Below are 24,921 nucleotides of genomic sequence, written 5' to 3'. Positions count from 1 at the left end.
CAACAAAATAATTAAATCATTAATCTCACAAAAAATGAAGCAAAAAAAACCTGCAACTTGGGGAAGGTGCAGGTATAAACTGATATTAACTATTCATGGAGAAGCTAATACCGAGCATTCTAGTCAGCTTTATGTGAATTGTCATGTAAGAATTTGTAATTAAAAAAATACCCAGCCTAGAGGAGCCGGGTATATAAACTTGTTTGGTCTCGGATAAACCGTAATACGACCAGTATAGTGAAACTATAGCCTAGATTCCGAAATAATGGAATCCCTAGGCCTTTAATTCCTTGTAAGTATTTTTCTTATACTTTTCAACCGCCTTTGACGCCTCATCAATTGCCGACTCCATAGCCAATGACATTAAGCTCTCATATGATTTCCATGTTTTTCGGTAATTCTCAGCTAGCATCTGAATTGAACTTATACCTGCATAATACAATCGACCTTGTGGGGTAAAATTAGCCTCAAGCTGGGGATCTAAAGAGAAATCTATAACCATGCGTGCAATTAAGTAAGCCAAGTGATTCATAGTAATTTGCTCAGGCTCCCGTTTCTTATCAGCCACGGCATTTTGAAGCATGATATTTACCAGGTGCATACGCACATATTCATAATCACTTTCACACTTACCATCAAAGACAATTAATGAAGTAACCGACTTCGCCAGTTGCGTATCCATTGTAGCAATGGCACCTAAACGATCTTCGTAATTCAAAGGTTTCTCCCCAGTGCCATGAGCTTGTGGCTCAAAGTTTGGTGACTTCGCAGTAATGCCATGAGTCAACCATTCAAATTGTTCAAATTTATCTGCCATAACTGCATTCATCCCAAATCCCCTACCATCTTCTCTATTTGCTCAATCGCTTTGCCGCTTTTCACTTGCTCGGTGCTAAACCGTATTACCTGATAACCCATCATTGTTGCTGCGTTATATTTCTCTAAGTCCCCTAAATACCCCTTACCCCTTGTATGCCTACCATTACTCCAGATCCCACCTTCCACTTCGACCAATATCTTTTTGTCCTTCAAATGAAAATCAGCTCTCCATTTGCGTGTGGGGTGAAACTTAAACTCCTGCTCAAACTCAATTTTTAAAGCTCTCAGAGCATTGGCCAATATCACCTCACCCTCACTCTGTACTTTTTCACCTTTAACCTTTGGGCGCTTAGATCCTCTTTTAGGTTTATTCGCACCGATCATCTTTTTGTATTCAGCAATGGAGTAGCTACTTGTCACCCCTTTACCTCAAATAACTGTTTGGCCTTTTCGGTAGCCTTAAGACTCATAGGGCTCTTGCTGTTTGTCTCCAAATACCCTTCTGCTAAAAGCTGATTTACAAACACATTGGCATTACGTGGTGATATTTCCATCCACTCAGTAACTTCTTTCAAACTGGTTCGCCCAGACTTCTGAATGATTTTCTTTAAAACCAGCACCATGCGTTCGCCTTGTTTCACGGCTTGTTTTGTACTGAATTTCTGCTGCTTCACACTTCGCCCCCAACACGCTCATCTGCCCAATTACACTCAACCACATCCAAACCATCATGCTGAAAACGAGACCAGAGACGATCACCAAGGTCTTGTTCCAATTCATGTGCTGTCATGTTTGAAATCAACATGGTTGGCTTGCCAGCGTCATAACGTGAGTAAAGAACTTTGTGCACCAGCTGGAGACGGTTTTCATGGCGGTCATGCAATCCATATTCATCAAGAATCAATAGATCGTATTCAGTGAAGCGATGAACAGCGTTTACTTCACTATCATCAGCCTTGGTCCATGCATTCGCTATTTCATTGGCCATGTCTTCAGAAGTCACATAGCGGGCATACTTTTGGGTCTCAAGGATGTTTCGAGCCACGGCGCAAGCTAAGTGTGTTTTCCCAGTACCGGTGCGACCAATCATGATCAAATTGCGCTTAATTCCCTTCGTGAAATCCTTCACAAACGTGACGCATTGAGTTTTTGCATTTTGCTGACCGCTATTCGCGACCAAGTATTCTCTGAACCCACTGTTCGCATGACGGGTTGGAAGTTTTGCGCCTTGAAAGTGTTTTTCACGAACCATCGCATTCACGGCGTTGTGGTGTTCTGCTTGAGCTTTGTTAAGCGCTTCCGTTGAGCATTGCTTGCAGAACGATTTACCACGGAAAGAAACCATTTGCGCCTGGTGCAACTGGCAAAATTCTGTTGATTTCTGAATATCAAAACTAAGCGGTGCGATTGCGTTCATAGGAGCCCCCTTGTATCCACATCACCTGTTGCTGGTTCATAGTTCTGAACTCCACCCCAAGGATCATTCACGTTGCGGTTATTTGGTTTTTCAGAAGATTTTTTGCGTGTTGGTTTTCTTCCTTCACGCTCTGTCTTGGTTACTTGCTTCTCAAATTCCTGCACCAACCAAGCTGCGAACTTTCTCGTTTTTTGGTTTTCGGTGAGATGGATTTTGTTTTCCCAGTGCGCATTGAAACTACCCAAGTGAAACTGGAAATCAGGCATGGTTAAAATTTCATTTACGCGATGGCTGAATTTTGTTTGAAGCAAAATTGTGCTTATGAAATTTTGATCAGGTTTCCATGAATCATCCTGAGCTGAATTTTCAGGCAATTCCTGTTGTGTGTTTATATCTGTAGTAATCTCTGTAGTAGTCTCTGTATTTGTCCCCTTTTTGAAATGGGGAGGGTCTGCCTTTTCAAATGGGGAGCCTCCCCCTTTTGAAAGTGGGAGGGTGGTCATTTCAAAAAGTACAGGTGTAATGAGCTCAATAAACAAAACATTGTTGTATTTCTGATTGTTAGCTTCAATTGTTCGGAAGTGACGTTTTAGCACCCCACATTTCTCGAGACGATCAAATGCCTCTTTGACTTGCTGTTTTGAGAAGCCATATTGATCAGAAAAACTCTGGTAAGAACGCTGCAAAAGATCAGATTTAAACTTCTTTTTAACGCGCACAACTTGGCCAGAATATTCATCACGCACCACTGTAGGTCGATGCCAATAAACGATTTCTGAAAGCACAACGATAGCGTTTAAATCGGGTTTTCCACTCTCTAAAACGAAGGTACTAAACCAACTGGTTGGTAAGATGTTACCCTCAAGGTGAACACTACCAACCTGATCCACGACATCATGGCCAGTGCTGAATAAACTCATTTAGCACACTCCAATTTGACTAAGCCGCGCTTTTCCAACTGACGAATAATTCGAGGTTCGACAAATTCGTTGTTGATTTTGTACCTCGTACGTGACTTTTCTTTCACCTGAACAAGTTGGGTACCTTCCTGCATTTGACGACGTATCGCTATGGCTTGCCCCCCCATTTGGGTTGTATGCTCAAGAATGAAATAAGCCTCCTGTGCCTCAATTGCTTTGTTCATGACTGACAAAGGCATAGCTGCAAGCTCTTTGGCTGAATAAATCGTCACTGGATCAAGTAAAGGGATGATTACTTCGATAGGTGCAGGAGCTTGAACATCTTTCTGCCCACGTTTAGCTGAATATCTCACTGAGCACCCCCTTTTTCGATATTTTTAATAAAGCGCCCAAACATAAAAATTCGACCTGCTCGATGCAGACTAGAAATGATTTCACCTGCATACCAAGCTGAAATGCGATGTTCATTGATCAGCATTTCCATAAACTCGTCTCGCGTTACGGCAGCATTCTTTACATCACCTTTGATTTTGCGTAGGTTCGCCCTACGGATCTCCAGCAATCCATCTAACGTGCGTAGTGCTGGCTCGTACCATGATTGAAGCTGCATCATCTGCTTATGCTCAGGCTTCTTTTGAAGAGCTTTGTTAGTAATCATGGAACCTCCGCTAAGGCTTGTTCAGCCTCTGATAAACGGCGTTTGGCTTGTAGTTCTGCTGTAGTGGCAGTACGAACATCATCTTGATGTACCAGTTCACCACCTTCGATCCAGTAGTACTGGCTTGGCTGAAATGCTGAGATTGTTAGGAGTTGTGGATCTGAATTTGGATTCTTTAAAACAACGACATCCCCAATTAGGAAATCTGTATTGTCTTCAAATACTTGTTGTGATACATTCGCGTCGTTCATGAAAGTGTACCCTCTGAATTGAATACTAAAGCCCGATCTCAACTCTCGGGCTTTTTTTTGCCTGTTTGGTGTGTTAGATTCAGATCTATGTTCAATTCCACTAGAATGTTTTTGAACTAGAAAGTCTGAGAGTCGAGCCTCAGGCTTTTTTTTGATTAATACTTGTGTTAAATTTGAATTGTTCATTATTTCCACCTCTAGGGTAATGAATCGAAAAGCCTGATCCCCAAGATCAGGCTTTTTCTTTGTGTGAATTCCCGTGAATCCCTTCCGATCCCTCAAGAAAGCTGACTTCGGTTGACAAGTCCCTTACTAAGGCTGCTAATCCCAAGCGCTCAAAAGATTTTGCTTGTAAATTAAGAACATGCCACTCACCCACGATTTCTTTTTCAAGTAAGAAAGCGAGGTACTGAGCAAGGTCTTTACCCTTAATTTCAGCGAGAGTTTTAGCTCGCTCATGTATTTCAGGAGACAAACGGACATGCGTAGATTTCTTTTCAAGGCTCATACTTTCACCACTTGTGTAGGTAGATCGCTTTGTTTATTCAAGCCAATTTTTAATATTTGCGACTTCGATAGCTCACCATCTGTTAATGCAGAAATTTGCTCCGCATAGTCGGTTTCGCCCTTGTAATCTGTATATGGAAGCGTGTTTCTTGCAATCCATTTATAGATTGCTCTTTCGGTGATGTTTATTGATTTAGCAACCACTTTCACGCCACCAGCGCATGTAATTGCACTTTTTATAGTAAGCATAACCCTAACCATTATTGAACCTATAGTTCAACTTTAACAAGAACTGATAGTTCTTTCAATACTTATTATTATTGAACCATTGGTTCATCGGTAATTTTAATGAATACTTCAACAGATAAAATCAAAGAAGATTTTGCTAAACGATTAAATGAAGCTATGGATCTGAAAGGCTACCCTGTTCGTGGTCGAGCAAGAATTCTCAGCAAAGAGTTTGAGATATCAGATAAAGGGGCTGGCAAGTGGATAAAAGGCGAAGCTATGCCTGAAACGTCAAAATTCCCTCAATTATCCAAATTTCTGGGCGTATCTGCTGAATGGTTACTCAATGGTGATGGAGAGCCCCCAACTCAAACAACGCCAGAATCAAGCTTTGGCAACGTTCGTCCTGATACATCACCTCTACGCAAAATTCCCGTATTGGATTACGTTCAAGCAGGACTGTTTCATGATGTTGGATATGATGGTCTCAATCCCAAAAGTGAGACTTACACTACTTATCAGAGTGCAAAACCTGAGTGTGTATTCTCGCTGGAGGTTTCAGGTGCAAGCATGACGCCAGACTTTAATCCTGGCGACAAATTAGTGGTTGATGCCTCAAAACCACCCTATCCTGGTTGTTATGTAATTGCTCAGAATGGTAGTCATGAAGCCACATTTAAAAAATACCGTGCAATCGGTTATGACGAACATGGGCGGGAGACTTTTGAGTTAGTTCCATTAAACCCTGACTTTCCAACCATGAACTCAACTCAGCAAGAGATTCGCATCATTGGAGTAGTAGTTGAACACCTAAGAAGCTTTAATAAATAAGAATAAACCTAAGCACATCAAAGCTTGGGTTTTAAGCTATTTAAAGCACACAAATATAAGGAAACAAAATACCAAACATGCAAAGAATTGAAGTAAATTCGCGCAATATCAGCTACGTGCTTTATCAGCACTTCTTGTTGACCGTGGTTCTTAGGACTGGTGAGAGATTTATTTATAGACTTCTTGAAGCCAGTACCTTTAACGATTTTATTGAAGCAATTGATAAAGATAAATTCTATAAAAGCCAAATTGATATGAATAAAAAATTTAAACGAATTCAACTTTTTGGGTAGTTGAGATGCTGAAGTTAAAGAAACTAAATTTTATTTTTGTGAGAGGATTTGGTTCTGTAATATAATGTAAATTGTATAAGGTGGAATGTGGTGCGTTTTATGGGTTTTGATGTAGATACTTTGGAGATTTTAAACCCCAAATTAAAGCCAATGAAAAAAGGCAAGCAGTCTAACTCAGCCTTATTTTCTTACTATGCTGGGTTTTCAGAAGAATTTACATTAAATTTACTGGAACAGTTGACCTATAAAAATAAACAATCAACAATTTTTGATCCTTGGAATGGCAGTGGCACTACAACATTTTCAGCGTATAAATTAGGTCAAAATGCAATTGGTAATGACCTAAATCCTGTAATGCTAATTATCGCAAAAGCTAGATTAATTAATATCTTAGACTTAAGCAGCTTAGATGCTATATGTAATACTATTTTTCATAATTCCAGTAGAGATAAAAACCATATACCTTACGAAAGCGACCCTCTTAAAACCTGGTTTTCAGAAAAAAGTTGTACATTAATAAGAAAAATCGAGAATTCAATAAATAAAAACTTTATTTCTTTTAACTCATATTCATCTTTAACAGAAAACAGTTCATTAAATAAATTAAGTACAATTGGTGCTTTTGTATATGTAGTTTTATTTAAAACTATCAAAACTTTATTAAAAGCTTTTATTCCATCTAACCCAACATGGGTAAAAAAACCAAAAAATGAAGAAGAAAAGTTAGAAGTAAGTTATAGCTATATAAAAAATACTTTTTTTAGCCTTCTTGACGATACAGTTAAATCACATGTCTTTAACGATTCCCTCAACACAGATGCAAACGTAAATTTCCATTTAAATAGCTCCACATCTCTGTCACAAACCAATCAAAGCGTAGATATTATACTAACTTCACCTCCATACTGCACCCGTATAGATTACGCTATTGCTACATCTATCGAACTTGCAACTATACGTGTTACGGACATTCGATCATTAAGAGAAAAATTAATAGGAACCTCTACTGTAAAAAAGAAAATTATGACCCCGAACCCTTTATGGGGCGAAACTTGTAATACTTTCCTAAGGAATGTCCAAGATCATACATCAATAGCGTCTTCAACCTATTATTATAAAAATCATTTGCAATATTTCGATGATATTTATAAGTCAATTGAACAAATATCACGAATATTAAAATTAAATGGGTTGTTTATATCTGTAGTTCAAAATTCTTTTTATAAAGAGATTAATAACGATCTCGCTAAAACTCTTAGTGAAATGTCTAAAAATTGCGGGCTAGACTTAATTAGAGAAGATCATTTTGAAACTAAAACAAACATGTCATATATTAATTCAAAATCAAATCGCTACATCTCTAAAAAACAAATCTCTGAATCAGTTTTAATCTTTAAAAATATTGGAAATATACAATGAGTGATAATACCGTTCCTGCTCTTATTAGTGAAATTGATGAGAATCTTAAAAATGTGCATACACAAAGCTTAGATATCTCATTTAATGAGTTATTAGATATGGTCACAAGTTCTGAATTAGATATTTCCCCAGACTACCAAAGAATATTTCGCTGGTCTGCAGGAGCGCAATCTCGTTTCATTGAATCACTTTTATTAGAAATGCCTGTACCCCCAATATATGTTGTTGAAATTGAAGATAATAAAAAGCTACTTATTGATGGTTTACAACGACTCTCCTCTTATCTTCATTTTAGAGGTGAGTTGAATGCCCCTGAAGAACCTGTGTGTATAAATAAGGGGGAAAAACTAACTCTCACCGATTGTGACATTATTGAGTCTCTTAATGGTAAAACGTATGATGATCTAGGAACTGCACTTCAAATTAAATTAAAACGGAGTTTTGTGCGGGTTGAGGTGGTTAGAAAATCTAGTAATCATAAATTCAAATACCATATGTTTAAACGCTTAAATACTGGTGGAACCTTACTCACCGACCAACAAATGAGAAATTGTACAATTAGGCTCCTAGATAATAAATTTAATGATTTTATAATTGCTCTCTCTAAAAATGAAAATTTCAAAATCACTACTGAAAATCTAACACAAGAACAAATTTTCGGTGCTTATGATCAAGAACTTGTTTTACGCTTTTTTACATTTTTAAATAATAGAGATGCCTTTAAGCACGATATACGGGATTTCATGACGGAATATATGGAGCAAGTTTCAGATCCAGATCATAATCGTGAATTTGATTTCATTGCGCAAGAGCAGATTTTTAATAAGACATTTGAAATTCTAGCAAAAGTATTAGGTAATCAAAGCTTTAGTCGGGCAAATATTAATCGTACAAAATTAGCCAGCATGTTTATTGTCTATCAATTTGAATCATTTGCATTAGGAATTCAAGATCATTTAGAGGCAATAGACATTTCTACTGAAAAAAAGTGTGAGAAACTAAAATCTTTTTTTACTGAAATAAAACTTGATGAGGACTATATAAATTTGACTACTGGCGGGGGGAAAAATACTCCAAATGCTTTAAATGCTCGAGTTAATTTTGTCTCTGATAAAATTCGAGGATTTTTGACAAATGGATATTAATGCTTTTAGGACTGAGCTGGAGGAAGATTGGGAATGGCGCTTAGACGAGTTGAGGCTTCTTAAAAATTTAAGTGCACCTTTGGATGATAATAAGGCAAATACTTATAGACGATCTCTTGTTGTATTCCTATATGCACATTTCGAGGGTTTTTTTCAATTTGCACTAAGTCACTATATAAAAACCGTTAATGATCAAAGTATTCCTTGTGCTCAAGCAAATACTCACCTTGTTAGTGCAACAATTCATGATGTGTTCAAAGCGCTGAGAGATGACTCAGCGAAGTGTTCATATTTTAAAGCTCATGCACCAGAAGATACGAAATTACATCGATTCTTTCGAGAAATTCAGTTTGTTGAGAATTCAACAGAGATTTACTCCACTAAAGTTCAAATTAAAATAACTAGTGTCGATTTAGAGTCCAACTTAAGCCCACTGGTTTTTAAGAAGAACCTATATAAATTAGGACTTCCACATGAAATCGACAGGGATATAGAAGTAAACCTAAATAAGTTATTAGGTATTAGAAATAAGATTGTACATGGTGAAAGGCGGGATGGGGTTAATCGAAATGATTATGAAGGCTTTGAGTTATCTGTTGCACAAACTGTGTCTCAAACTATGATCAATCTTACCAAATCATGTGTAGAAAAATTGTTTTTAAAAGAAGAGTTTCGATAAGATTTTAATTGGTTTGTCTGGTATTGTTTTCATCCACCTCAGCGGCGGGTTTCTCATTTCTGCAACATGCCTTTGCTATTATTTAATCAAGGTCACGTCGAAGGATGACCTGTAATAACAAAGAATGGCCTATCTAGCCTCGCATACGCGGGGTTTTCTTTTTACTAAATTTGACTATAATACAACTTCACATAAAAATAAGTACCTAAATATGAAAAGAATTATATTTGTTTCCGTTTTCTTAGCCATTTCTGTTACAGCCTGTCAAAAACAACCAGACTCAACCGATCCTGCTGAGCTAAAACAAGATCCAGCAACCATCAAGCAATTTGACGAAGCGGATACCAAGATCGGTAAATTTATAGATCAGCTAGATAGCCCAAACACATCACTTGAAGTTAAAAAGCAAATTTTATGTGTTGATTACCCAAATGTGTACATTCAGCAGTATGCCCCTGCTCTACTCAAGCTTTCACCAAATGACTACACGCCAGACAAGTTGGATCGTGATTTAGCAATTGCGCTGGATTACTACAAAGATAAATTTAATATCCAATGTCAAAAGTAGTCTTCTAACGCTCAACTAGCCCACCCCAATGGTGGGCTTTCTTTTGTCTATTAAAACACAAAATAAGAACCAATAATTCAATTATGCATATTATTGAACTTTTGGTTCTTGACAATATTGAACCATTAGTTCATATTTATCTCACAGACATTAAAAAAGCACTCAAGACTTCGAACCCTTTGAGTGCTTTTACAGAAACTGCGAGATCAATTATGAACAAAACCTTATCCCCTTTCAATACCATCAAGATATCTCTTGGTGTAGCTGCTGTAACAATAGGTGTGCTTAGCTGCGGGTTTAAAACTGCACCACAGGCTGCTCAACCTCTAGTTGCCAACGTAGCACCTTCTGAATATCAACTCCTTGCATTACGTATGACTGGTGATAACCACGGCGAAGCTGTTATTCGTTTAGATGGTTTCCGCGTTACAGCACGTTTTGAAGTTGAAGCATTTGAAGACAGCTACGGCGTACCAGGTAGTGAATTCACTGCAGTTGATGTGACTAGCCTTGATGAATTGACTGTTTCAGATGCCCTAGGCAATCCATACAACGACTTCACAAACCACATCGACCATCAGAACTTCAATGCCCTCATCAAAGGCTATATCGAGAAACATCGTTTAGTGGAGGCAGGCTAATGACTACTTCTACTAATTCACAGGAAGTTATCAAATTCGGTAAGCATAAAGGCACTGCCCTTATTGATTTGGATCGTGCATACGTACGCTGGTTGCTTAAGTTGGAAAACCTAAATGGTGATTTACGCAAAAGCTTGGAAGCTTTGCCTTGGGTTCAAGAAGAGCTAGGACGTGAGCAGGCTTTCCAACAAAGAAAAACTATGGCTGTTCGCCTTCAAAAGTCACTCACACGCACTTATCCAAAATCATTTAAACGAGCTAAAGGCTCACTGTTCTGGGCATAAGGGGAAATAATCATGGCTATACCTATTATTCCAGCAGACCAAGCGTTAAACGTAAGTGCGATTATTACTTACATTTATGCAGATCCTGGGCTTGGTAAAACGTCTTTAGGATTCACCGCAGATAAAGCCATTTCATTCGACTTTGACCGTGGTGCACACCGTACTGGTGAACTTCGTCGCGGAGCTGTTGTTCCAGTTCAGCAGTGGTCAGATATTGAAAACATTACTGAACAAGACTTAGCACCTTTCAATACTGTTGTTATTGATACCGTGGGCGCAATGCTTGAATCCATCAAGACACATTTGCTCAAAACAGCAAATAACCGTCAGCAAGATGGTGCACTCAAGTTAAAAGCCCAAGGCTTAGCAAACATGAAGTTTAAGCAGTACATCAATACGCTTTTAAGTTTTGGTAAGGATGTCGTGTTTATTGCCCATGCCTCAGAAGACCAAAGCGATGATCGGATCATCTACCGTCCTGAGCTTGGTGGTAAGAATCGTAATGAACTTTACCGTATTGCAGACATCATGGGTTATTTGACCACTGTTACTACTGGTGAAGGTAAAAATGCGAGAGTCATTAACTTCAAGCCATCCCCAACACACCATGCGAAAAATTCAGGTGCTTTAGGTGGTGAGACTGGTGAGGTTTGGGTACCTGATCTTAAGTTACACCCTACTTTTCTTGCAGACTTAATTGCAGATGCGAAGGCTCATATCAACACGCTTACCCCTGCTCAAATTGCATTAAATAAAGCACTTGAGGATTTGGATAACTGGAAACAAAGCTGCGAAGAAGCAGTTTATGCAAGCGACTTAAATCACCTGACCGAAACCCTAAAGTTGGACAAAGAACACACTTATTACCAAAACATGCGTCAAGCGATGCTTGCTCGAGCGAAAGTACTCGGCTGCACATTCGATATACCCCGCGATACATGGATAGAACCTCCTGAATTTAATGGGATATCAGAAGCTCAACGTGATGAGTTGCAAGACCTCCTTGCGCAAGTCGGCATTGATGTTATGACCTATTGTGAAGATCAAGGAATCGATAGCTTATTAGGCATTGAAGCCCAGCATTTTGAAAATGTAAAAGCTCACATCATCAATACCACCCAAGGACAAGGGAGAGCTATTGCATGAGCTACCACTACTCCACTATCACCCGGACACTTACAGTGTTCGGGGCGAAGATGACACACATTTTTAAAAATACCGGTGCTGGTGAAATTGAAGAATTAGTCACTGATGCGAAGTTTAAAGAAGCGACTTGGAGAGCTTGATGGAAATTCAAAAACAGAAGAATCTTTATTTAGCAAAATTGCTTGAACAAGAAGTCATAAAACAGGATGAGTTTGAAGACCTTGTGTTTAAGCTAGAAATCAATGCGTTTCATTCCAACTATCTATCTTCAAGATTTATGGACAACATCAACTTTGGATGGTCAGCATGGCAAGCAGCCAAAACCCAAGCGGTGCCTGAAGGGTTTGTTTTGGTTGATAAGCATCAACTTGCTCAACTTATGGCAAATATGGACAGTTTTGGTAAAAAAGCACTTGGTGACGATTATGTGAGTTTTGCAGATATTGCAGAAGTATTGGATGAAGCACGGGAGCCAGCCAATGACTAACCTCCAACACATCGCCCAAGACCTTGCTGAAGAATTCGCACCACTCGTTATAGGTCAATCAGGCACAACCAAAACATTCACGGCGGAGCAAGCCTCTGCCCTTTATCACATCCTTGTAAGTTTTGGATATAAGGATGAATGCAAGGGCTTGGATACCAAATTACCGTTTGAGTTAATTGATATTAAGAAGGAGGTGTCTTAAATGGCTCGTTTAACTAAAATCGATAAAATGTCCGCATGCGAAAAAAAAGCTGTAATTAAAGATTTTCGTAATGCGCCACCTGAAGCGGATTTTCCACCCGAAGCCATTGCACTAACCTTTCATATTTCACTGGCTTGGCTGCAAAAGAAGAGATGTGAAGGTGGTGGAATACCCTTTTCAAAACCGACAGCTAAAACAGTACTCTATCGAAAAAGTGATGTTTTAGAATTTATGGACAGCAACCGGCTCCAACACACAGCCTAATAAAAAGCCCTCAGTTGAGGGCTTTATTTTTGAATATGATTTTATATTTTAGTAAGTCTACTTAGAGTCTACAAATTGGAACCACAAGTAGACTCATTGTAGACGCTAGAGCTATTTCCGTAGATCGTAATAGATAGTCAGATATTGCAATATGCTGTAAATATAGGTGTTTGAGGATTATTTAAGATGCAGGATATTGCGAAATATTGTATGAAATTGCGAATTTTATAGGAGAATTTAGAATTATGAGTCCGCTGCTCTAACCAACTGAGCTATAGGCCCTAATATGCTGAATTTGTTATATATCAACAAGTTCAGGCGAAATGAATACTATCGAAGATTTTTTCAAAAGACAAGCTTTTTCATACATGGTTGTACACTATCCAAACAATCAGGGGAATTTACATCATCAAACTGACATATCAGGTCTTTCACGATGTTTGAGTTACATACTAAGACTCAAAAGCACTTATAAACACTACAATAATAAAATTTAATTAAATTGGATAAAAACTAAATACCGGCTTTTTCTTTTTTTCGTGACTCAATGAAAAACTCAACAATTGACCAAATAACCACCAAAGAAAAGAGAACGATTGCACATAAAAAAGTCGAAAGATAAGCCATTTTAACAATCCTGAACTTTGTTAAACCAAAGTTAAAGTGTGAAAATGCACACTTTAATCTTAGACCAAAGTCTAATCTTTCATTTCGATTATGAATAGTGGTATTTTCATTTTCACCATATTTATTTTCTATTTGATTAGATTTAAAACATCTTAATGTTCCATTTTCACCCTCCACTTCTTCAACTACTTAGGATTCAAGCCCATTCATAAAAGTGGTAAGTGCAATCAAGTAGGACTTGACTCAAACCGTAAACAAGCAGACATTAGCCTCTTTAAAAAACACTTGTATTTTTATGGTCATGTTAAAAAAATTCATTGGTGAGTCTGCGTTTAAACTCACAGGCTGGAAATATCATGTAGAACCAAACGTTTTGGAAGACAAGCAAGTCATTATTGGATTTGAACATACTTCTATGTTGGATGCTGTCTTGTCACTGGCGATTTTTCAAATCTACGATATGAAAATCCATACCCTGATTAAAAAAGAATTATTCAAAGGGCCAATGAAGCCCATACTCGAAGCCATTGGTGGCATCGCGGTCGATCGTAAGTCAAATAAAGACATTGTGTCTCAAATGGTTGAATACTTTAGCCAAAATGAAAAATTCAATTTAGTCATTGCACCTGAAGCGACACGCGCCAAAACAGGTGAAGTACGTAAACCTATTCGTACTGGGTTTTGGCATATTGCTAAAGCAGCAAATGTCCCTATTGTGCTGATGTACGCGAACTCAAAAACCAAGCAAGGTGGTATTTTTGGAAAAATCTATCCAACAGACCTAGATCATGACTTAGCGCTTATTAAAGCACTTTATAAAGAGCATGTTGGTTTAGCTATTGAGATTCCAGAACCTAAAACTGCTGCACAATAAGGTCTTTTAATTAACCTAAAAGAATGTGAAGACGCTATTCTTTTAGGTCTCTGTGAGAGTTTCCCAACAGTTAATTTTTAAAGTGAACTGCCTCACAGGGTAAATTTTAAATAACTGGCTTTATTTCAAACAATTTTAATTCTTTTTTTGTTTGTTCAGGCGATTTTCAGAAAAACACCTACTTTCGCATAAAAAAGTGCTTATGGTAGAATTTGCACAATTTGATAGGCACAAAGCCAATCTACAAGGAGCATATTTCGCATGGCGGGTCATTCCAAGTGGGCCAATATTAAGCATCGTAAAGCAAAACAAGATGCTAGCCGTGGTAAACTTTTTACCAAATTTATTCGTGAATTAACAACTGCTGCAAAGCTTGGCGGTGGTGATGCTGCAAGCAACCCACGTCTTCGTGCAGTTGTAGAAAAAGCACTTTCTGTAAATATGACACGTGATGTCATCAACCGTGCAATCCAACGTGGTGCTGGTGGCGAAGATAACGATGATTTAAAAGAAATTACCTACGAAGGTTATGGTGTTGGTGGAGTTGCAGTTATTGTAGAAACCATGACTGACAACTTAAACCGTACTGTACCGGATGTCCGTCACTGTTTCTCAAAAACAGATGGTAACTTAGGCACAAACGGTTCAGTTGCTTTCTTGTTCACAAAACGTGGTGAGATCACTTTTGAAGATGTGTCTTTAGAAGATCAAATCATGGACGTGGCACTTGAAGCAGGTGCTGAAGATATCGAAGTCGATGAAGATGAAATCTTAGTCATTACTACACCTGAATCTTTTGGTGATGTGCAAGATGCTTTGACTTCTGCAGGTTTAAAATCGGACAATGCTGAAGTGGTCATGAGCCCTTCAACTAAAGCCGAAATCACCGATATCGATCAAGCCAAAAAGATTATGAAAATGATTGATATGCTTGAAGATTTAGATGATGTACAAAACGTATATACCAACGTTGAATTCTCTGACGCGGTATTGGCAGAATTAGACGCTTAATCTACTGCTTTATAAAAATGCGTTCTCAAACATAACTTTGAGAGCGCATTTTTTATGGCTGATTGAATACACTTTCAATAAATTTGGCTTTTTAAAATCGATATTCATCCATCATTAAATGTTGGCTGTCTTGCTTTAGTTGGTTACACGCCGCCACTAATTTTTGATTTTCCAACAAGCGATCACGAAAGATCAGAAAACTTTACCACGGAGCGTTTTTCACGACCAATTGAATAGTAACATCATCCTGCTGTAGCACCTCTAACATACAGCTCATGTGCTCTTCTGGTACTAGGGCTAAAATTATGGCTGATAATATGCAAACTTTTGAAAGTAGGAAGCCTACTACTCATTAGACTCATACAAGTTCAGCGTGACTTAGACTTTGCTCAACAAACCACTACAGTTAAAAACGTTATATTCTTTAATCACAAAGCTTGAGTGCAGTGCCACCACATGTTCGATTTTACCAATGCGTTTGAGTAAAATATCACTATAGTTTTCCATATCTCTTGCCACAACTTCAACAATAAAGTCTGCCGACTGCCCTGTCACTAAAAAGGCATTGGTTACTTCAGGAATATTTTCTAGCTCTTCCAAGAACTTGGAAAAAGTGTCGGTATCATGTTTACTCAAAGATACTTGTAGCAAAACATGTAGACTAAAACCGAGCTTTTGATAATTAATATCACGCTTAACTTTGGTCATAATGTCGTTATCAATGAGGTGCTTAATACGACGATGTACTGAACTAACCGATAGATTAATACGCTCTGATAATTCGTTTAGATTGATATCTTCATTACTTAAAATTTCTAAAATTTGCTTATCAAAACGATCTAATTCCATTATTTAACTCTCATGACAACTTATGTTTATAGGTGTTTATTTCATATTAAGCATTTCAAATGAAAGATAAAGCTTATTTGCAGTTTTTTTTCATATATTTTCAGATTAATAAAAAGATATCAGCTTTTTTAGACAAAGAGTGCCATGATCTTTTACAAAGTTGCAAATCAACTGAGAAAATTTCTATTCAGCTTCTATAAATCATGATATTGAAAATACAAGAAAGGCAAAGGCTGTCTCTATCACACATCACCTTTGCCTTGTTTGGCTTAAGCTTATTTTAAACGCCGCGCCAGTCGACTCGAGCATTGCGCTCGGTTTGATAGACTCTTAAAACATACTGCCCCAAGGGTAAATTGGTTAAATAGGTTTTATAGGCACTGAATTCTTCAGATAGGCTATCCTCATGGTCTTTTTCCCAAGGAGTCCCTTTAATTTCAAGCACAGGGGCTAACATTGAACACACAGCAATATCCGCCAAACCTAAACGATCTCCCACAAAGTAACGCCCATGATTAGCAATTAACTTTTCATTCAAGACCTCAATTAAACGCTGCATTTCAACTTTCGAATGCTCTATTTTCTCTACATTCAACTCATAGCCTTTCGACATCAAAGTTTTCATTAAAGGTTTGGTGTATTTTTCAAATTTACGTAAATACCCCTTTTCACCCAACATAATCTGTAGCGATTGATCGTTATCGGACAATGCATGCGCCAATCCCCAACGACGCACATGCAATCCCAAATCATTGGCTAACGCATTAACATCTAAAGCCTCTTTACGAAGCTGTGCTTCATTACGTAACAGTCGATGTTCTGGATAACGCTCATCAAGATATAACGCAATCTCGGTGGTATCAGCGACCCATTTGTCCTGATCACGCAAAATAGGCAGTTTATTTTGCCCTGTCTTTAACTGTGCAAAAGCCCGGTGAACCCCAGGCACCACATTTTGTGCGACAAAATCTAGCTCTTTATGATCGAGCAACCAGCGAGCTTTCTCACAAAAATGAGATAAAGGAAACTGGTATAAAGTTCTCATAAATGCTCCACATTTATTTTTCTATTTTGGCTTTTCAGAAAAGCCATCTATTTCAGTTGGATACTTTAGTCACTGTATTTAGGATTTACAATGTACTTTTTACTCAAAACTGCCTAGCAAATGTTCAACAGTCTTTATCAAATTTATACATTTTTTTCTCTACAATATCTCAAATCTTGATAAGTAAGACTTTGATCATCCCATTCAGTCCTCAGTTAAATTGGTTATTCCTTATTTTTCAAATCCTTAACATATCATCTAAATGATTAAACTTAGCATATTTTATTTTTAAATTTTTAGCTGCTAAGTAATTCAAAATCCTTCATTTAATCATTCAAGCAATCCCAAGTAGCGTATAGGCATTAAGTAAAGGTGCTTTTATGTCTCATACACTCTCTAAAAATATTCACGTGATACAAAATGATCAGGATGCGATTAATGCAGCCTATCATGTCGCTGACTTTGCCTTAGAAGGTCGGGATCAACGTGATCAGAACCGTCAGCTTCCTTTTGCTGAAGTCGAGTTATTTAGCCAAAAAGGATTAGGCGGGATTCGTATTCCTCAAGCTTTTGGAGGCGCATTTGTTTCCAACAAAACCTTAGCTCAGGTTTTTCGCATTATTAATAAAGCCGACTCAAGTGTTGGCCAAATTCCACAAAACCAAATTGCGCTGCTCAACATGATTGATATCTTGGGCAGCGAACAACAAAAACAGTTTATTTTTAATGAAATATTAAACGGCAAACGCCTTGCCAATGGCGGCCCCGAACGAAATACCAAAGACACTAAAACCCTGAGTACGACATTAAGTATTGAAAATGGTCGTTACTATGTCGATGGTGAAAAGTTCTACTCTACAGGCAGTAGCTTTGCTCATTGGTTAGCCATTAAAGCCATCCACCCTGAAGGATATGTGGTACTGACGCTTGTTGATGCCACAGCACAAGGCATTGAAGTCATCGATAACTGGAACGGTTTTGGTCAGCGTACAACTTCAAGCGGCACAGTAAAATTACAACGGGTTGAAGTCGATCCACTACTTATCTTTGATGAGCGGAAACTGGCTGAAGATATCAATTATCGCGGTGCTTTCTCGCAGTTAATGCAAGTTGCAATTGATGTCGGCATAGCAGAAGCTGCATTTGAAGACACTTTGTCAGCAGTGAAAAAAGCCCGACCAATTGTCGATGCGCAAGTTGAGAAAGCCAGTTTTGAACATTACACCTTACAAGAAGTCGGCAAATCCGCCGTTCTGTTGGATGCCGCTATCCTACTGCTCGATGAAGCTGCTGAATATTTAGATGAGCTCGACCAACTGAGCGTTGTCAGTGCCGAACAAGCAGCTAAAGCTTCCATTCTAGTCGCCGAAGCTAAGGTCTATGCCAATGATGCTGCACTACAAATTTCTGAAAAACTCCTAGAGCTTGGCGGCAGTCGTTCGAGCCTAAGCCAACATAATTTAGATCAACATTGGCGCAATGCACGTGTGCATACCTTACACGACCCGATCCGCTGGAAGCTGCATGCACTAGGTAACTACTATTTAAACAACACTTTTCCTGCTCGCCACGCTTGGATTTAAGGAGAACGTCATGACTTCATTTCAACCTATTCTTCCACTTCAATCCAAAAATGCAGCGTATGCACATATTATTCAAAGCGATGCCGAAGCCTTAGAGATTGCCAAAAATTTAGCTGAGCAGTTTAAACAACAGGCTATCCAACGTGATGCGGAACGAATTTTGCCTTTTGAGGAAATCGAGACCTATAGCCAATCTGGCCTTTGGGCCATTACTGTACCGAAGGAATTCGGGGGTGCAGATGTTTCCAGCTATACGGTCGCACAAATTATCGCACTGATGAGTGGTGTAGATGGGTCTATTGGTCAAATTCCCCAGAACCATTTCTATGCATTAGAGGTTTTACGCAACAACGGTACTGAACAACAAAAGCGTAAACTCTATGCAGAAGTGCTCAAAGGGGCACGCTTTGGTAATGCCTTGGCAGAGTTTAAAACTAAAAACGCAACACAAAAACAAACTGCACTCAGCCAAACTGAACAAGGCTATGTGGTCAATGGTGAAAAGTTTTATTGCACAGGCAGTCTGTTTGCAGACCGCATCCCCACTTTAGTCAAAGATGCCGATGACAAAGAGTTTCTTGTCTTTATCCCACGGAGTAGCCAAGGACTCGAACTGATAGATGATTGGTCTGGTTTTGGTCAACGCACCACAGGCAGCGGTACAGTCAAATTCAATCATGTCGCTGTAGATGCCGAAGATATTGTTTCTTTCGATACAGCTTTTTCTAGACCGACTTTGGTTGGACCTTTTGCGCAAATTATGCATGCTGCCATTGAAACGGGTATCGCGCGTGCTGCTTTTGAGGAAACACTGGTTCGTGTGCGTCAGGCTCGTCCGTGGATTGACTCTGCTGTTGAACAGGCAACCGATGATCCTTTAACACAGTTTGAACTAGGACGCGTGGTTGCCGATGTACGCGCCAGTGAAGTCTTACTCAAACAAGCAGCTCGCTCAATCGATACAGCACGTCCTAATCCAACCATTGATAGCATTGCAAAAGCTTCTCTCGATGTAGCGAAAGTTCGTGCACATAGCACAGAAACCGCATTAAAAGCCGCTTCGAAATTGATTGAACTGGCAGGCAGTCGTGGTAGTCAGCGTGAAGATGGCCTAGACCGCTTTTGGCGTAATGCACGTGTTCACACGCTACATGATGCGGCACGTTGGAAATATTACTTCATTGCCAATTATCTTCTTAACGGTGTACTTCCTCCACGCAGAGGGACATTGTAATGACACTATCATCTCAAAATAACAAGCCGAAGCAAATCATCCTGAATGCCTTTGATATGAATAGCGTAGGTCATATCAATCACGGTTTGTGGACACACCCACGTGATGAGTCACATCGCTTTAATGAGCTCAGCTATTGGACAGATTTGGCGCAGACCTTAGAGCAAGGTTTATTTGATGGTTTATTTATCGCCGACATTACAGGTGTCTACGATGTTTATCAAAATGGTCTGGATTTAACCCTGAAAGAGTCGATTCAGCTTCCAAGCCACGACCCAAGTACCCTCGTTTCTGCCATGGCTGCCGTTACACAGCACTTAGGGTTTGGTGTCACTGTAAATTTGAGCTATGAGTCGCCTTACCAATTTGCACGACGCTTTGCGAGCCTCGACCATCTAACAAACGGTCGTATTGGGTGGAACATTGTCACGGGTTACTTAGACAGCGCAGAACGGTTAATTGGTCAAAAAGGTTTAAAAGATCACGACTTGCGTTATGAACAAGCTGAAGAGTTTATCGAACTTTGCTATAAATTTTGGGAAGGTTCTTGGGAAGACGATGCCATACAAAAAGATAAATTAAACCGTGTCTTTACCGATCCTTCAAAAGTTTATGCCATACAGCATCAAGGCAAATTCTTCCAAAGTCAGGGCATTTTTCAGGTTTCCCCATCTATACAGCGGACACCTGTACTTTATCAAGCGGGCGCTTCAAGTAAAGGCTTAGCCTTCGCAACTCAACATGCTGAAGCCATGTTTATAGGTGCTGACACGCCTGAAAAACTGAAACAGCAAGTCGATAAGATTCGTGCGCTTGCATTAAGCCATGGGCGTGATGAACAAGCCATTAAACTCTTTGTTGGCATTAGTGTAGTGACTGCAGAAACGGATGAACTCGCACAAGAAAAACTCGCCGAATATATTCGCTATGCCAGTCCAGAAGCAGGTTTGGCGCATTTTTCAAGTTCAGTTGGAATAGATTTATCACAGTTTGCAGATGATGAAGCGATTCCTTATAAACAAACCAATAGCATTGCCTCGGTCAATAACAAATTTAAAGAGCAAAAAGTTACGCGAGCGGATTTAAAAGCCCAGCATGTACTCGGTGGACGCTATCCACTGATTGTCGGGAGTGGAAAAACTGTAGCAGAAAAACTCATTCAGCTCTTAGATGAAACTGGCGTAGATGGCTTTAATCTCACACGAACCGTTGCCCCAGAGTCACATCAAGACTTTATTCGTTGGGTCATCCCAGAGTTACAAGAGCGTAGCCGTTATAAAACCGCCTATGAAACAGGTAGTTTACGCCACAAATTATTCGCTCAAGGTGACCGACTGGCCGCAAACCACCCTGTACAGCAGTATCGATGTCAAAGCTCGTGCTCTCATCCTAAAACACCGCAAAAACAAACCGCATAAATTTTAAAATACGAGAAATATCATGGCTCAAACTGCAAAAACAAAATTTACCGTTATTGGGGTAATTGTCGCTGCCATCGTCATTGCACTGGTGGCGTGGTCTTATCATAAAAAATCGAGTAACTCTGAACTGGTGATTGGGATCAGCCCACCCTTTGCCAGTCCATTAAAGGTGGCTGTGGAAGAGGCGAAACAACAAGGCATTAATGTCAAACTGGTCGAGTTTTCGGATTGGAATACCCCCAATATCACGCTCAACCATGGTGATATTGATGCTAACTATTTTCAGCATCAGCCCTTCTTAGATAACGCTATCAAAGAAACTCAATTTAAACTGAAAGCACTGGATAAAGGCGTCACCACACACGTCGGTTTATATTCAAAAAAATATGACTCGATTGATGCGATTCCTGAAAATGCACGTACAGTTATTCCAAATGATCCAGTAAATCAAGGTCGTGCGCTTTTACTGTTACAACAGGCCAAATTGATTAGCTTAAAAGCCCCAAACAATCATCTATCCAACCTGCAAGATATTGTGAGCAACCCTAAAAAGCTAAAGTTTATTGAAGTTGAAGGTCCACAAACTGCACGTGCCGTTGATGATGCTGACTTGGTCTTTAGCTATCCACATTATTTACGTCTTGCAAAAACCATCGACCCAAATGATGCGCTGATCTTAGATGACAACACCAATACCCTGTATTCGATTTTATTTGTGGTGCGTGACGACTACCAACAGCAACATCCAGAGAAAGCAGCACAGCTTGAAAAATTCATCAAGATTTATCAAACATCTGACAAAGTTAAACAGACTTTGAATAGTGAAATTGGTGAAAAACTTTGGTTCCCAGGTTGGAAGTGAGTATAAGCCATGACGCAATCTTTCACTCAAAATCGAAAAAAATGGCTGATTGGCTTAAGCATCATCATGGCAATTTTTGCTCTAGCGGGTTACCGCTATAGCAAAAGCCATGCGCAAGATGATGTCTTAACGATTGGTATTAGCCCACCTTATGCCGAATTGCTGCAAAGCGTGGCAGATGAAGTAAAAAAGCAAGGCATTCAAGTCAAACTGGTTGAATTCTCGGACTGGCATGCGCCAAATGTTGCTGTGCAAAATGGTGACATTGATGCCAATTTTTTTCAGCAAAGTGTCTTTCTGAGCAATGCGATTCGCGAAACAAATTATGATTTGCATGCATTCGCCACAGGAACAGGAAGTCATGTCGGACTGTATTCAAAAAAATATAAGTCCTTAGATGCACTACCAACTCAAGCACGTGTGGTCATCCCCAATGACCCTGTAAACTCGGCACGTGCTCTAATTTTACTGCATCGTGCAGGTTTGATTCAGCTCAAGGACATTAACAATGAACTGTCTACCGTAAAAGATATTATGAGCAATCCTAAACAGCTTCAGTTTATTGAAGTAGAAGGCCCACAAACTGCACATGCGTTTAATGATGCCGATTTAATTTTTGGCTTCCCTCATTATTTAAAAATGGCCAAGGTCACAGATCCGCATCATACCCTTTTTCTTGATCCGATGGACAAGAAATACGCCATTTTATTTGTGACACGTAAAGACTATCCAGACCAAAACCAAAAACTTGCGACTTTTGTGCAAGCATTCCAAAACTCAAAACACGTTCAAGAGATTTTAGATCGTGATTTTGGCCAAGGTCTGTGGTTTGAAGGCTGGAAATAAGGAGAAAAAGAATGGTCAGCTTTGGTTCTCATGTGGATTTTTCAATTCCACATATCAAAATTCGTAACTTAAACAAACACTATGCGGTACAAGGGCATAGCGTGCATGCTCTCAAAAATATTGACCTCGACATCCCAACAGGAAAAGTGTTTGGCATTATTGGCAAAAGTGGTGCAGGTAAATCCTCCCTGCTCCGCACCTTAAATGGTTTAGAACGTATCAGTGAAGGTCATATTCATATTCATCAGCAAGACTTGGCAGCATTGAACCACGCTGAGCTGATTCAGCTCCGCCAACGCATTGGTATGATTTTCCAGCATTTCAATTTAATGTCTGCCAAAACAGTCTATGAAAATGTTGCACTACCCCTCAAAGTGGCCAATTATCCCAAGCAAGACATCGAACAACGTGTCAACGAAGTTCTCCAATTGGTCGGGCTAAGCGATAAGGCACAGCATTACCCATCACAACTGTCTGGCGGTCAAAAGCAGCGCGTCGGCATTGCTCGTGCATTGGTCCACCATCCTGAAATTTTACTCTGTGATAAAGCGACATCTGCACTTGATCCAGAAAGCACCTCTGTGGTGCTGTCCTTACTCAAAGAAATTAATCAAAAGTTGGGTATTACCATTGTATTGATTACCCATGAAATGCAAGTGATTCGGGAAATATGCGATCAGGTCGTGGTCATTGATGGCGGTGAAATTGTGGAATCAGGCGAAGTTTGGTCTGTGTTTTCTCAACCACAGCAAGGCATTACCCAAGAACTACTGAATCTAGAACAACTCGATTTGCCCTTTCGCTTGAATGCTGAACCTACGCAGCTCGATACACATGCCATTTTCAAAATTCGCTCAACGTCAGATGCGCATCATCCCCCTGACTTAAAACATATTTTGGATCATTTCCCACAAACTGTGCATTTGTATCAAAGTCAGGTCGACACCATCCAAAACCATTTAATTGGAACATTGGTTATTGCTGTCCCCACACTGGGCTTAGAAATTCAATCACTACTACAAAAACTAAAAGCACATGTGACACATGTAGAGGTACTGGGCTATGCACGACCAACTCATTGATTTATTACTGACAGGCACTATCGACACCTTAATCATGGTCGGCGCATCTGCGTTTTTTGCCTTACTCATTGGTCTGCCAATGGCAGTGGTTCTGGTCAGTACCTCTGAGCATGGCATTTATCCTTCCAAAAGTATTAACCATAGCTTAGGCTGGTTGGTGAATATCACCCGTTCCGTTCCCTTCCTGATTTTGATGGTGGCCCTCATTCCACTCACACGTTGGATTGTAGGCACCAGTTATGGTGTTTGGGCAGCAGTTGTCCCTTTAACCTTAGCAGCAACACCCTTTTTTGCACGAATTGCAGAAGTCAGTTTACGCGAAGTAGATCAAGGGCTGATTGAGGCTGCGCAAGCTATCGGCTGTAACCGTACTCAAATCATTTGGCATATGTTGTTACCTGAAGCTCTTCCTGGAATTGTCGCAGGTTTTACCGTAACCATTGTGACCATGATTAACTCCTCTGCCATTGCAGGCGCAATTGGTGCTGGCGGTTTAGGCGATATTGCCTATCGTTATGGTTATCAGCGTTTTGATATGCAGATCATGTTGGCCGTGATTGTCGTGCTCGTGATTTTGGTGATGTGTGTGCAAGTGATTGGAGACAATCTGGCAAATCAACTCGATAAAAGGAAGGTTTAATCCCATTTCCTATATAAAGCAGAGACTATACTGTCCACTTAAGTTTTTTAGCCCTCCTTTTTCTGAGGAGGGTGTTTCAATATGAAGT

The 24,921-nt window shown here is 39.5% G+C and carries 34 protein-coding genes; 21 read left to right on the top strand and 13 right to left on the bottom strand.

What is annotated here, in order from left to right:
• Positions 1 to 274 precede the first annotated feature (274 nt).
• The 10 genes from AC4CVD_RS07075 to AC4CVD_RS07030 form a co-directional block, all read right to left on the bottom strand.
• Entirely contained in the window at positions 275 to 829 is a 555-nt protein-coding gene (locus tag AC4CVD_RS07075) for a hypothetical protein (protein ID WP_178905234.1), read from the bottom strand.
• Positions 826 to 1,203, bottom strand: coding sequence for a DUF559 domain-containing protein (locus AC4CVD_RS07070; RefSeq protein ID WP_490753498.1), 378 nt, complete (start codon positions 1,201 to 1,203; stop codon positions 826 to 828). The genes AC4CVD_RS07075 and AC4CVD_RS07070 overlap by 4 nt, the downstream gene beginning before the upstream one ends.
• A 32-nt stretch (positions 1,204 to 1,235) precedes the next feature.
• Positions 1,236 to 1,493 (bottom strand): hypothetical protein, encoded by a 258-nt coding sequence (locus AC4CVD_RS07065; protein ID WP_160362308.1) that lies wholly within the window; start codon positions 1,491 to 1,493, stop codon positions 1,236 to 1,238.
• Positions 1,490 to 2,236 (bottom strand): ATP-binding protein, encoded by a 747-nt coding sequence (locus AC4CVD_RS07060; protein WP_348958673.1) that lies wholly within the window; start codon positions 2,234 to 2,236, stop codon positions 1,490 to 1,492. The genes AC4CVD_RS07065 and AC4CVD_RS07060 overlap by 4 nt, the downstream gene beginning before the upstream one ends.
• Positions 2,233 to 3,156 carry a hypothetical protein gene (locus AC4CVD_RS07055; protein WP_490752607.1) on the bottom strand — a complete coding sequence of 308 codons (924 nt, stop codon included), beginning with the start codon at positions 3,154 to 3,156 and terminating at the stop codon, positions 2,233 to 2,235. The genes AC4CVD_RS07060 and AC4CVD_RS07055 overlap by 4 nt, the downstream gene beginning before the upstream one ends.
• Entirely contained in the window at positions 3,153 to 3,509 is a 357-nt protein-coding gene (locus tag AC4CVD_RS07050) for a hypothetical protein (protein WP_317455341.1), read from the bottom strand. Before AC4CVD_RS07050 ends, AC4CVD_RS07055 begins: the two co-directional genes overlap by 4 nt.
• Positions 3,506 to 3,814 (bottom strand): hypothetical protein, encoded by a 309-nt coding sequence (locus tag AC4CVD_RS07045; RefSeq protein ID WP_490752605.1) that lies wholly within the window; start codon positions 3,812 to 3,814, stop codon positions 3,506 to 3,508. Before AC4CVD_RS07045 ends, AC4CVD_RS07050 begins: the two co-directional genes overlap by 4 nt.
• The gene (locus AC4CVD_RS07040) at positions 3,811 to 4,065 is read right to left on the bottom strand and encodes a hypothetical protein (protein ID WP_078425842.1); all 255 of its coding nucleotides are present in this window, start codon (positions 4,063 to 4,065) and stop codon (positions 3,811 to 3,813) included. Before AC4CVD_RS07040 ends, AC4CVD_RS07045 begins: the two co-directional genes overlap by 4 nt.
• A gap of 232 nt (positions 4,066 to 4,297) precedes the next feature.
• On the bottom strand, positions 4,298 to 4,573 hold the full coding sequence (locus AC4CVD_RS07035) for a hypothetical protein (RefSeq protein WP_130234757.1): 276 nt from the start codon (positions 4,571 to 4,573) through the stop codon (positions 4,298 to 4,300).
• Positions 4,570 to 4,821 carry a helix-turn-helix domain-containing protein gene (locus AC4CVD_RS07030; RefSeq protein WP_242760359.1) on the bottom strand — a complete coding sequence of 84 codons (252 nt, stop codon included), beginning with the start codon at positions 4,819 to 4,821 and terminating at the stop codon, positions 4,570 to 4,572. The genes AC4CVD_RS07035 and AC4CVD_RS07030 overlap by 4 nt, the downstream gene beginning before the upstream one ends.
• 99 nt (positions 4,822 to 4,920) lie before the next feature.
• On the opposite strand from AC4CVD_RS07030, the gene AC4CVD_RS07025 reads away from it, so the two are divergent.
• From AC4CVD_RS07025 to AC4CVD_RS06970, 12 genes are all read left to right on the top strand, one after another.
• A complete protein-coding gene (locus AC4CVD_RS07025) occupies positions 4,921 to 5,631 on the top strand; it encodes a LexA family protein (RefSeq protein ID WP_242760358.1) in 711 nt (236 codons plus the stop codon).
• A 77-nt stretch (positions 5,632 to 5,708) separates the two neighbouring features.
• Positions 5,709 to 5,924 carry a hypothetical protein gene (locus AC4CVD_RS07020; RefSeq protein WP_490752603.1) on the top strand — a complete coding sequence of 72 codons (216 nt, stop codon included), beginning with the start codon at positions 5,709 to 5,711 and terminating at the stop codon, positions 5,922 to 5,924.
• Between the two features lie 99 nt (positions 5,925 to 6,023).
• Entirely contained in the window at positions 6,024 to 7,343 is a 1,320-nt protein-coding gene (locus tag AC4CVD_RS07015; protein WP_078425846.1) for a site-specific DNA-methyltransferase, read from the top strand.
• Positions 7,340 to 8,488, top strand: a complete 1,149-nt coding sequence (locus AC4CVD_RS07010) for a DUF262 domain-containing protein (RefSeq protein ID WP_078425847.1) — start codon at positions 7,340 to 7,342, stop codon at positions 8,486 to 8,488. The genes AC4CVD_RS07015 and AC4CVD_RS07010 overlap by 4 nt, the downstream gene beginning before the upstream one ends.
• Positions 8,478 to 9,167, top strand: a complete 690-nt coding sequence (locus tag AC4CVD_RS07005) for an MAE_28990/MAE_18760 family HEPN-like nuclease (protein ID WP_078425848.1) — start codon at positions 8,478 to 8,480, stop codon at positions 9,165 to 9,167. Before AC4CVD_RS07010 ends, AC4CVD_RS07005 begins: the two co-directional genes overlap by 11 nt.
• A 211-nt stretch (positions 9,168 to 9,378) precedes the next feature.
• Complete coding sequence (locus tag AC4CVD_RS07000; RefSeq protein WP_078425873.1) at positions 9,379 to 9,735, top strand: hypothetical protein; 357 nt, start codon at positions 9,379 to 9,381, stop codon at positions 9,733 to 9,735.
• Between the two features lie 83 nt (positions 9,736 to 9,818).
• Positions 9,819 to 10,376, top strand: coding sequence for a hypothetical protein (locus AC4CVD_RS06995; protein ID WP_490752600.1), 558 nt, complete (start codon positions 9,819 to 9,821; stop codon positions 10,374 to 10,376).
• Positions 10,376 to 10,660: a hypothetical protein gene (locus AC4CVD_RS06990; RefSeq protein ID WP_490752598.1), complete on the top strand. Its 285-nt coding sequence runs from the start codon at positions 10,376 to 10,378 to the stop codon at positions 10,658 to 10,660. Before AC4CVD_RS06995 ends, AC4CVD_RS06990 begins: the two co-directional genes overlap by 1 nt.
• 12 nt (positions 10,661 to 10,672) lie before the next feature.
• Positions 10,673 to 11,806 (top strand): ATP-binding protein, encoded by a 1,134-nt coding sequence (locus tag AC4CVD_RS06985; protein ID WP_490752596.1) that lies wholly within the window; start codon positions 10,673 to 10,675, stop codon positions 11,804 to 11,806.
• 139 nt (positions 11,807 to 11,945) lie between these two features.
• On the top strand, positions 11,946 to 12,293 hold the full coding sequence (locus AC4CVD_RS06980) for a hypothetical protein (protein WP_178905333.1): 348 nt from the start codon (positions 11,946 to 11,948) through the stop codon (positions 12,291 to 12,293).
• A complete protein-coding gene (locus AC4CVD_RS06975) occupies positions 12,286 to 12,495 on the top strand; it encodes a hypothetical protein (protein ID WP_171263857.1) in 210 nt (69 codons plus the stop codon). Before AC4CVD_RS06980 ends, AC4CVD_RS06975 begins: the two co-directional genes overlap by 8 nt.
• Positions 12,496 to 12,759: a hypothetical protein gene (locus tag AC4CVD_RS06970; RefSeq protein ID WP_004693415.1), complete on the top strand. Its 264-nt coding sequence runs from the start codon at positions 12,496 to 12,498 to the stop codon at positions 12,757 to 12,759.
• 513 nt (positions 12,760 to 13,272) lie between these two features.
• Here AC4CVD_RS06970 and AC4CVD_RS06965 read toward each other — a convergent pair.
• On the bottom strand, positions 13,273 to 13,563 hold the full coding sequence (locus AC4CVD_RS06965; RefSeq protein ID WP_490752594.1) for a hypothetical protein: 291 nt from the start codon (positions 13,561 to 13,563) through the stop codon (positions 13,273 to 13,275).
• A 124-nt stretch (positions 13,564 to 13,687) separates the two neighbouring features.
• Here AC4CVD_RS06965 and AC4CVD_RS06960 point away from each other — a divergent pair, with 124 nt between their 5' ends.
• Positions 13,688 to 14,260 (top strand): 1-acyl-sn-glycerol-3-phosphate acyltransferase, encoded by a 573-nt coding sequence (locus AC4CVD_RS06960; RefSeq protein ID WP_490752592.1) that lies wholly within the window; start codon positions 13,688 to 13,690, stop codon positions 14,258 to 14,260.
• A 261-nt stretch (positions 14,261 to 14,521) separates the two neighbouring features.
• On the top strand, positions 14,522 to 15,271 hold the full coding sequence (locus AC4CVD_RS06955; RefSeq protein ID WP_490752590.1) for a YebC/PmpR family DNA-binding transcriptional regulator: 750 nt from the start codon (positions 14,522 to 14,524) through the stop codon (positions 15,269 to 15,271).
• A gap of 378 nt (positions 15,272 to 15,649) precedes the next feature.
• On the opposite strand, the gene AC4CVD_RS06950 is transcribed toward AC4CVD_RS06955, so the two are convergent.
• The gene (locus AC4CVD_RS06950) at positions 15,650 to 16,120 is read right to left on the bottom strand and encodes an Lrp/AsnC family transcriptional regulator (protein WP_004693423.1); all 471 of its coding nucleotides are present in this window, start codon (positions 16,118 to 16,120) and stop codon (positions 15,650 to 15,652) included.
• A gap of 280 nt (positions 16,121 to 16,400) precedes the next feature.
• On the bottom strand, positions 16,401 to 17,165 hold the full coding sequence (locus AC4CVD_RS06945; RefSeq protein ID WP_490752587.1) for a glutathione S-transferase family protein: 765 nt from the start codon (positions 17,163 to 17,165) through the stop codon (positions 16,401 to 16,403).
• A 380-nt stretch (positions 17,166 to 17,545) separates the two neighbouring features.
• Here AC4CVD_RS06945 and AC4CVD_RS06940 point away from each other — a divergent pair, with 380 nt between their 5' ends.
• The 7 genes from AC4CVD_RS06940 to AC4CVD_RS06910 are packed head-to-tail and all read left to right on the top strand — an operon-like array spanning position 17,546 to position 24,833.
• Positions 17,546 to 18,748, top strand: coding sequence for an SfnB family sulfur acquisition oxidoreductase (locus tag AC4CVD_RS06940; protein ID WP_490752586.1), 1,203 nt, complete (start codon positions 17,546 to 17,548; stop codon positions 18,746 to 18,748).
• 10 nt (positions 18,749 to 18,758) lie between these two features.
• Positions 18,759 to 19,982 (top strand): SfnB family sulfur acquisition oxidoreductase, encoded by a 1,224-nt coding sequence (locus AC4CVD_RS06935; RefSeq protein WP_490752584.1) that lies wholly within the window; start codon positions 18,759 to 18,761, stop codon positions 19,980 to 19,982.
• Positions 19,982 to 21,400: an LLM class flavin-dependent oxidoreductase gene (locus AC4CVD_RS06930; protein WP_490752582.1), complete on the top strand. Its 1,419-nt coding sequence runs from the start codon at positions 19,982 to 19,984 to the stop codon at positions 21,398 to 21,400. Before AC4CVD_RS06935 ends, AC4CVD_RS06930 begins: the two co-directional genes overlap by 1 nt.
• 22 nt (positions 21,401 to 21,422) lie before the next feature.
• Complete coding sequence (locus AC4CVD_RS06925; protein WP_490752580.1) at positions 21,423 to 22,265, top strand: MetQ/NlpA family ABC transporter substrate-binding protein; 843 nt, start codon at positions 21,423 to 21,425, stop codon at positions 22,263 to 22,265.
• Between the two features lie 9 nt (positions 22,266 to 22,274).
• Positions 22,275 to 23,111, top strand: a complete 837-nt coding sequence (locus AC4CVD_RS06920; protein WP_490752578.1) for a MetQ/NlpA family ABC transporter substrate-binding protein — start codon at positions 22,275 to 22,277, stop codon at positions 23,109 to 23,111.
• 11 nt (positions 23,112 to 23,122) lie between these two features.
• A complete protein-coding gene (locus AC4CVD_RS06915; protein WP_490752576.1) occupies positions 23,123 to 24,193 on the top strand; it encodes a methionine ABC transporter ATP-binding protein in 1,071 nt (356 codons plus the stop codon).
• Positions 24,174 to 24,833: a methionine ABC transporter permease gene (locus AC4CVD_RS06910; protein ID WP_490752574.1), complete on the top strand. Its 660-nt coding sequence runs from the start codon at positions 24,174 to 24,176 to the stop codon at positions 24,831 to 24,833. Before AC4CVD_RS06915 ends, AC4CVD_RS06910 begins: the two co-directional genes overlap by 20 nt.
• The last annotated feature ends 88 nt before the right edge of the window (positions 24,834 to 24,921 follow it).

This window comes from Acinetobacter sp. LipI_23 (genome assembly GCF_058243045.1).
The sequence above is the reverse complement of the archived record's forward strand: the minus strand, read 5'-3'. Positions and strand labels throughout refer to the sequence as shown.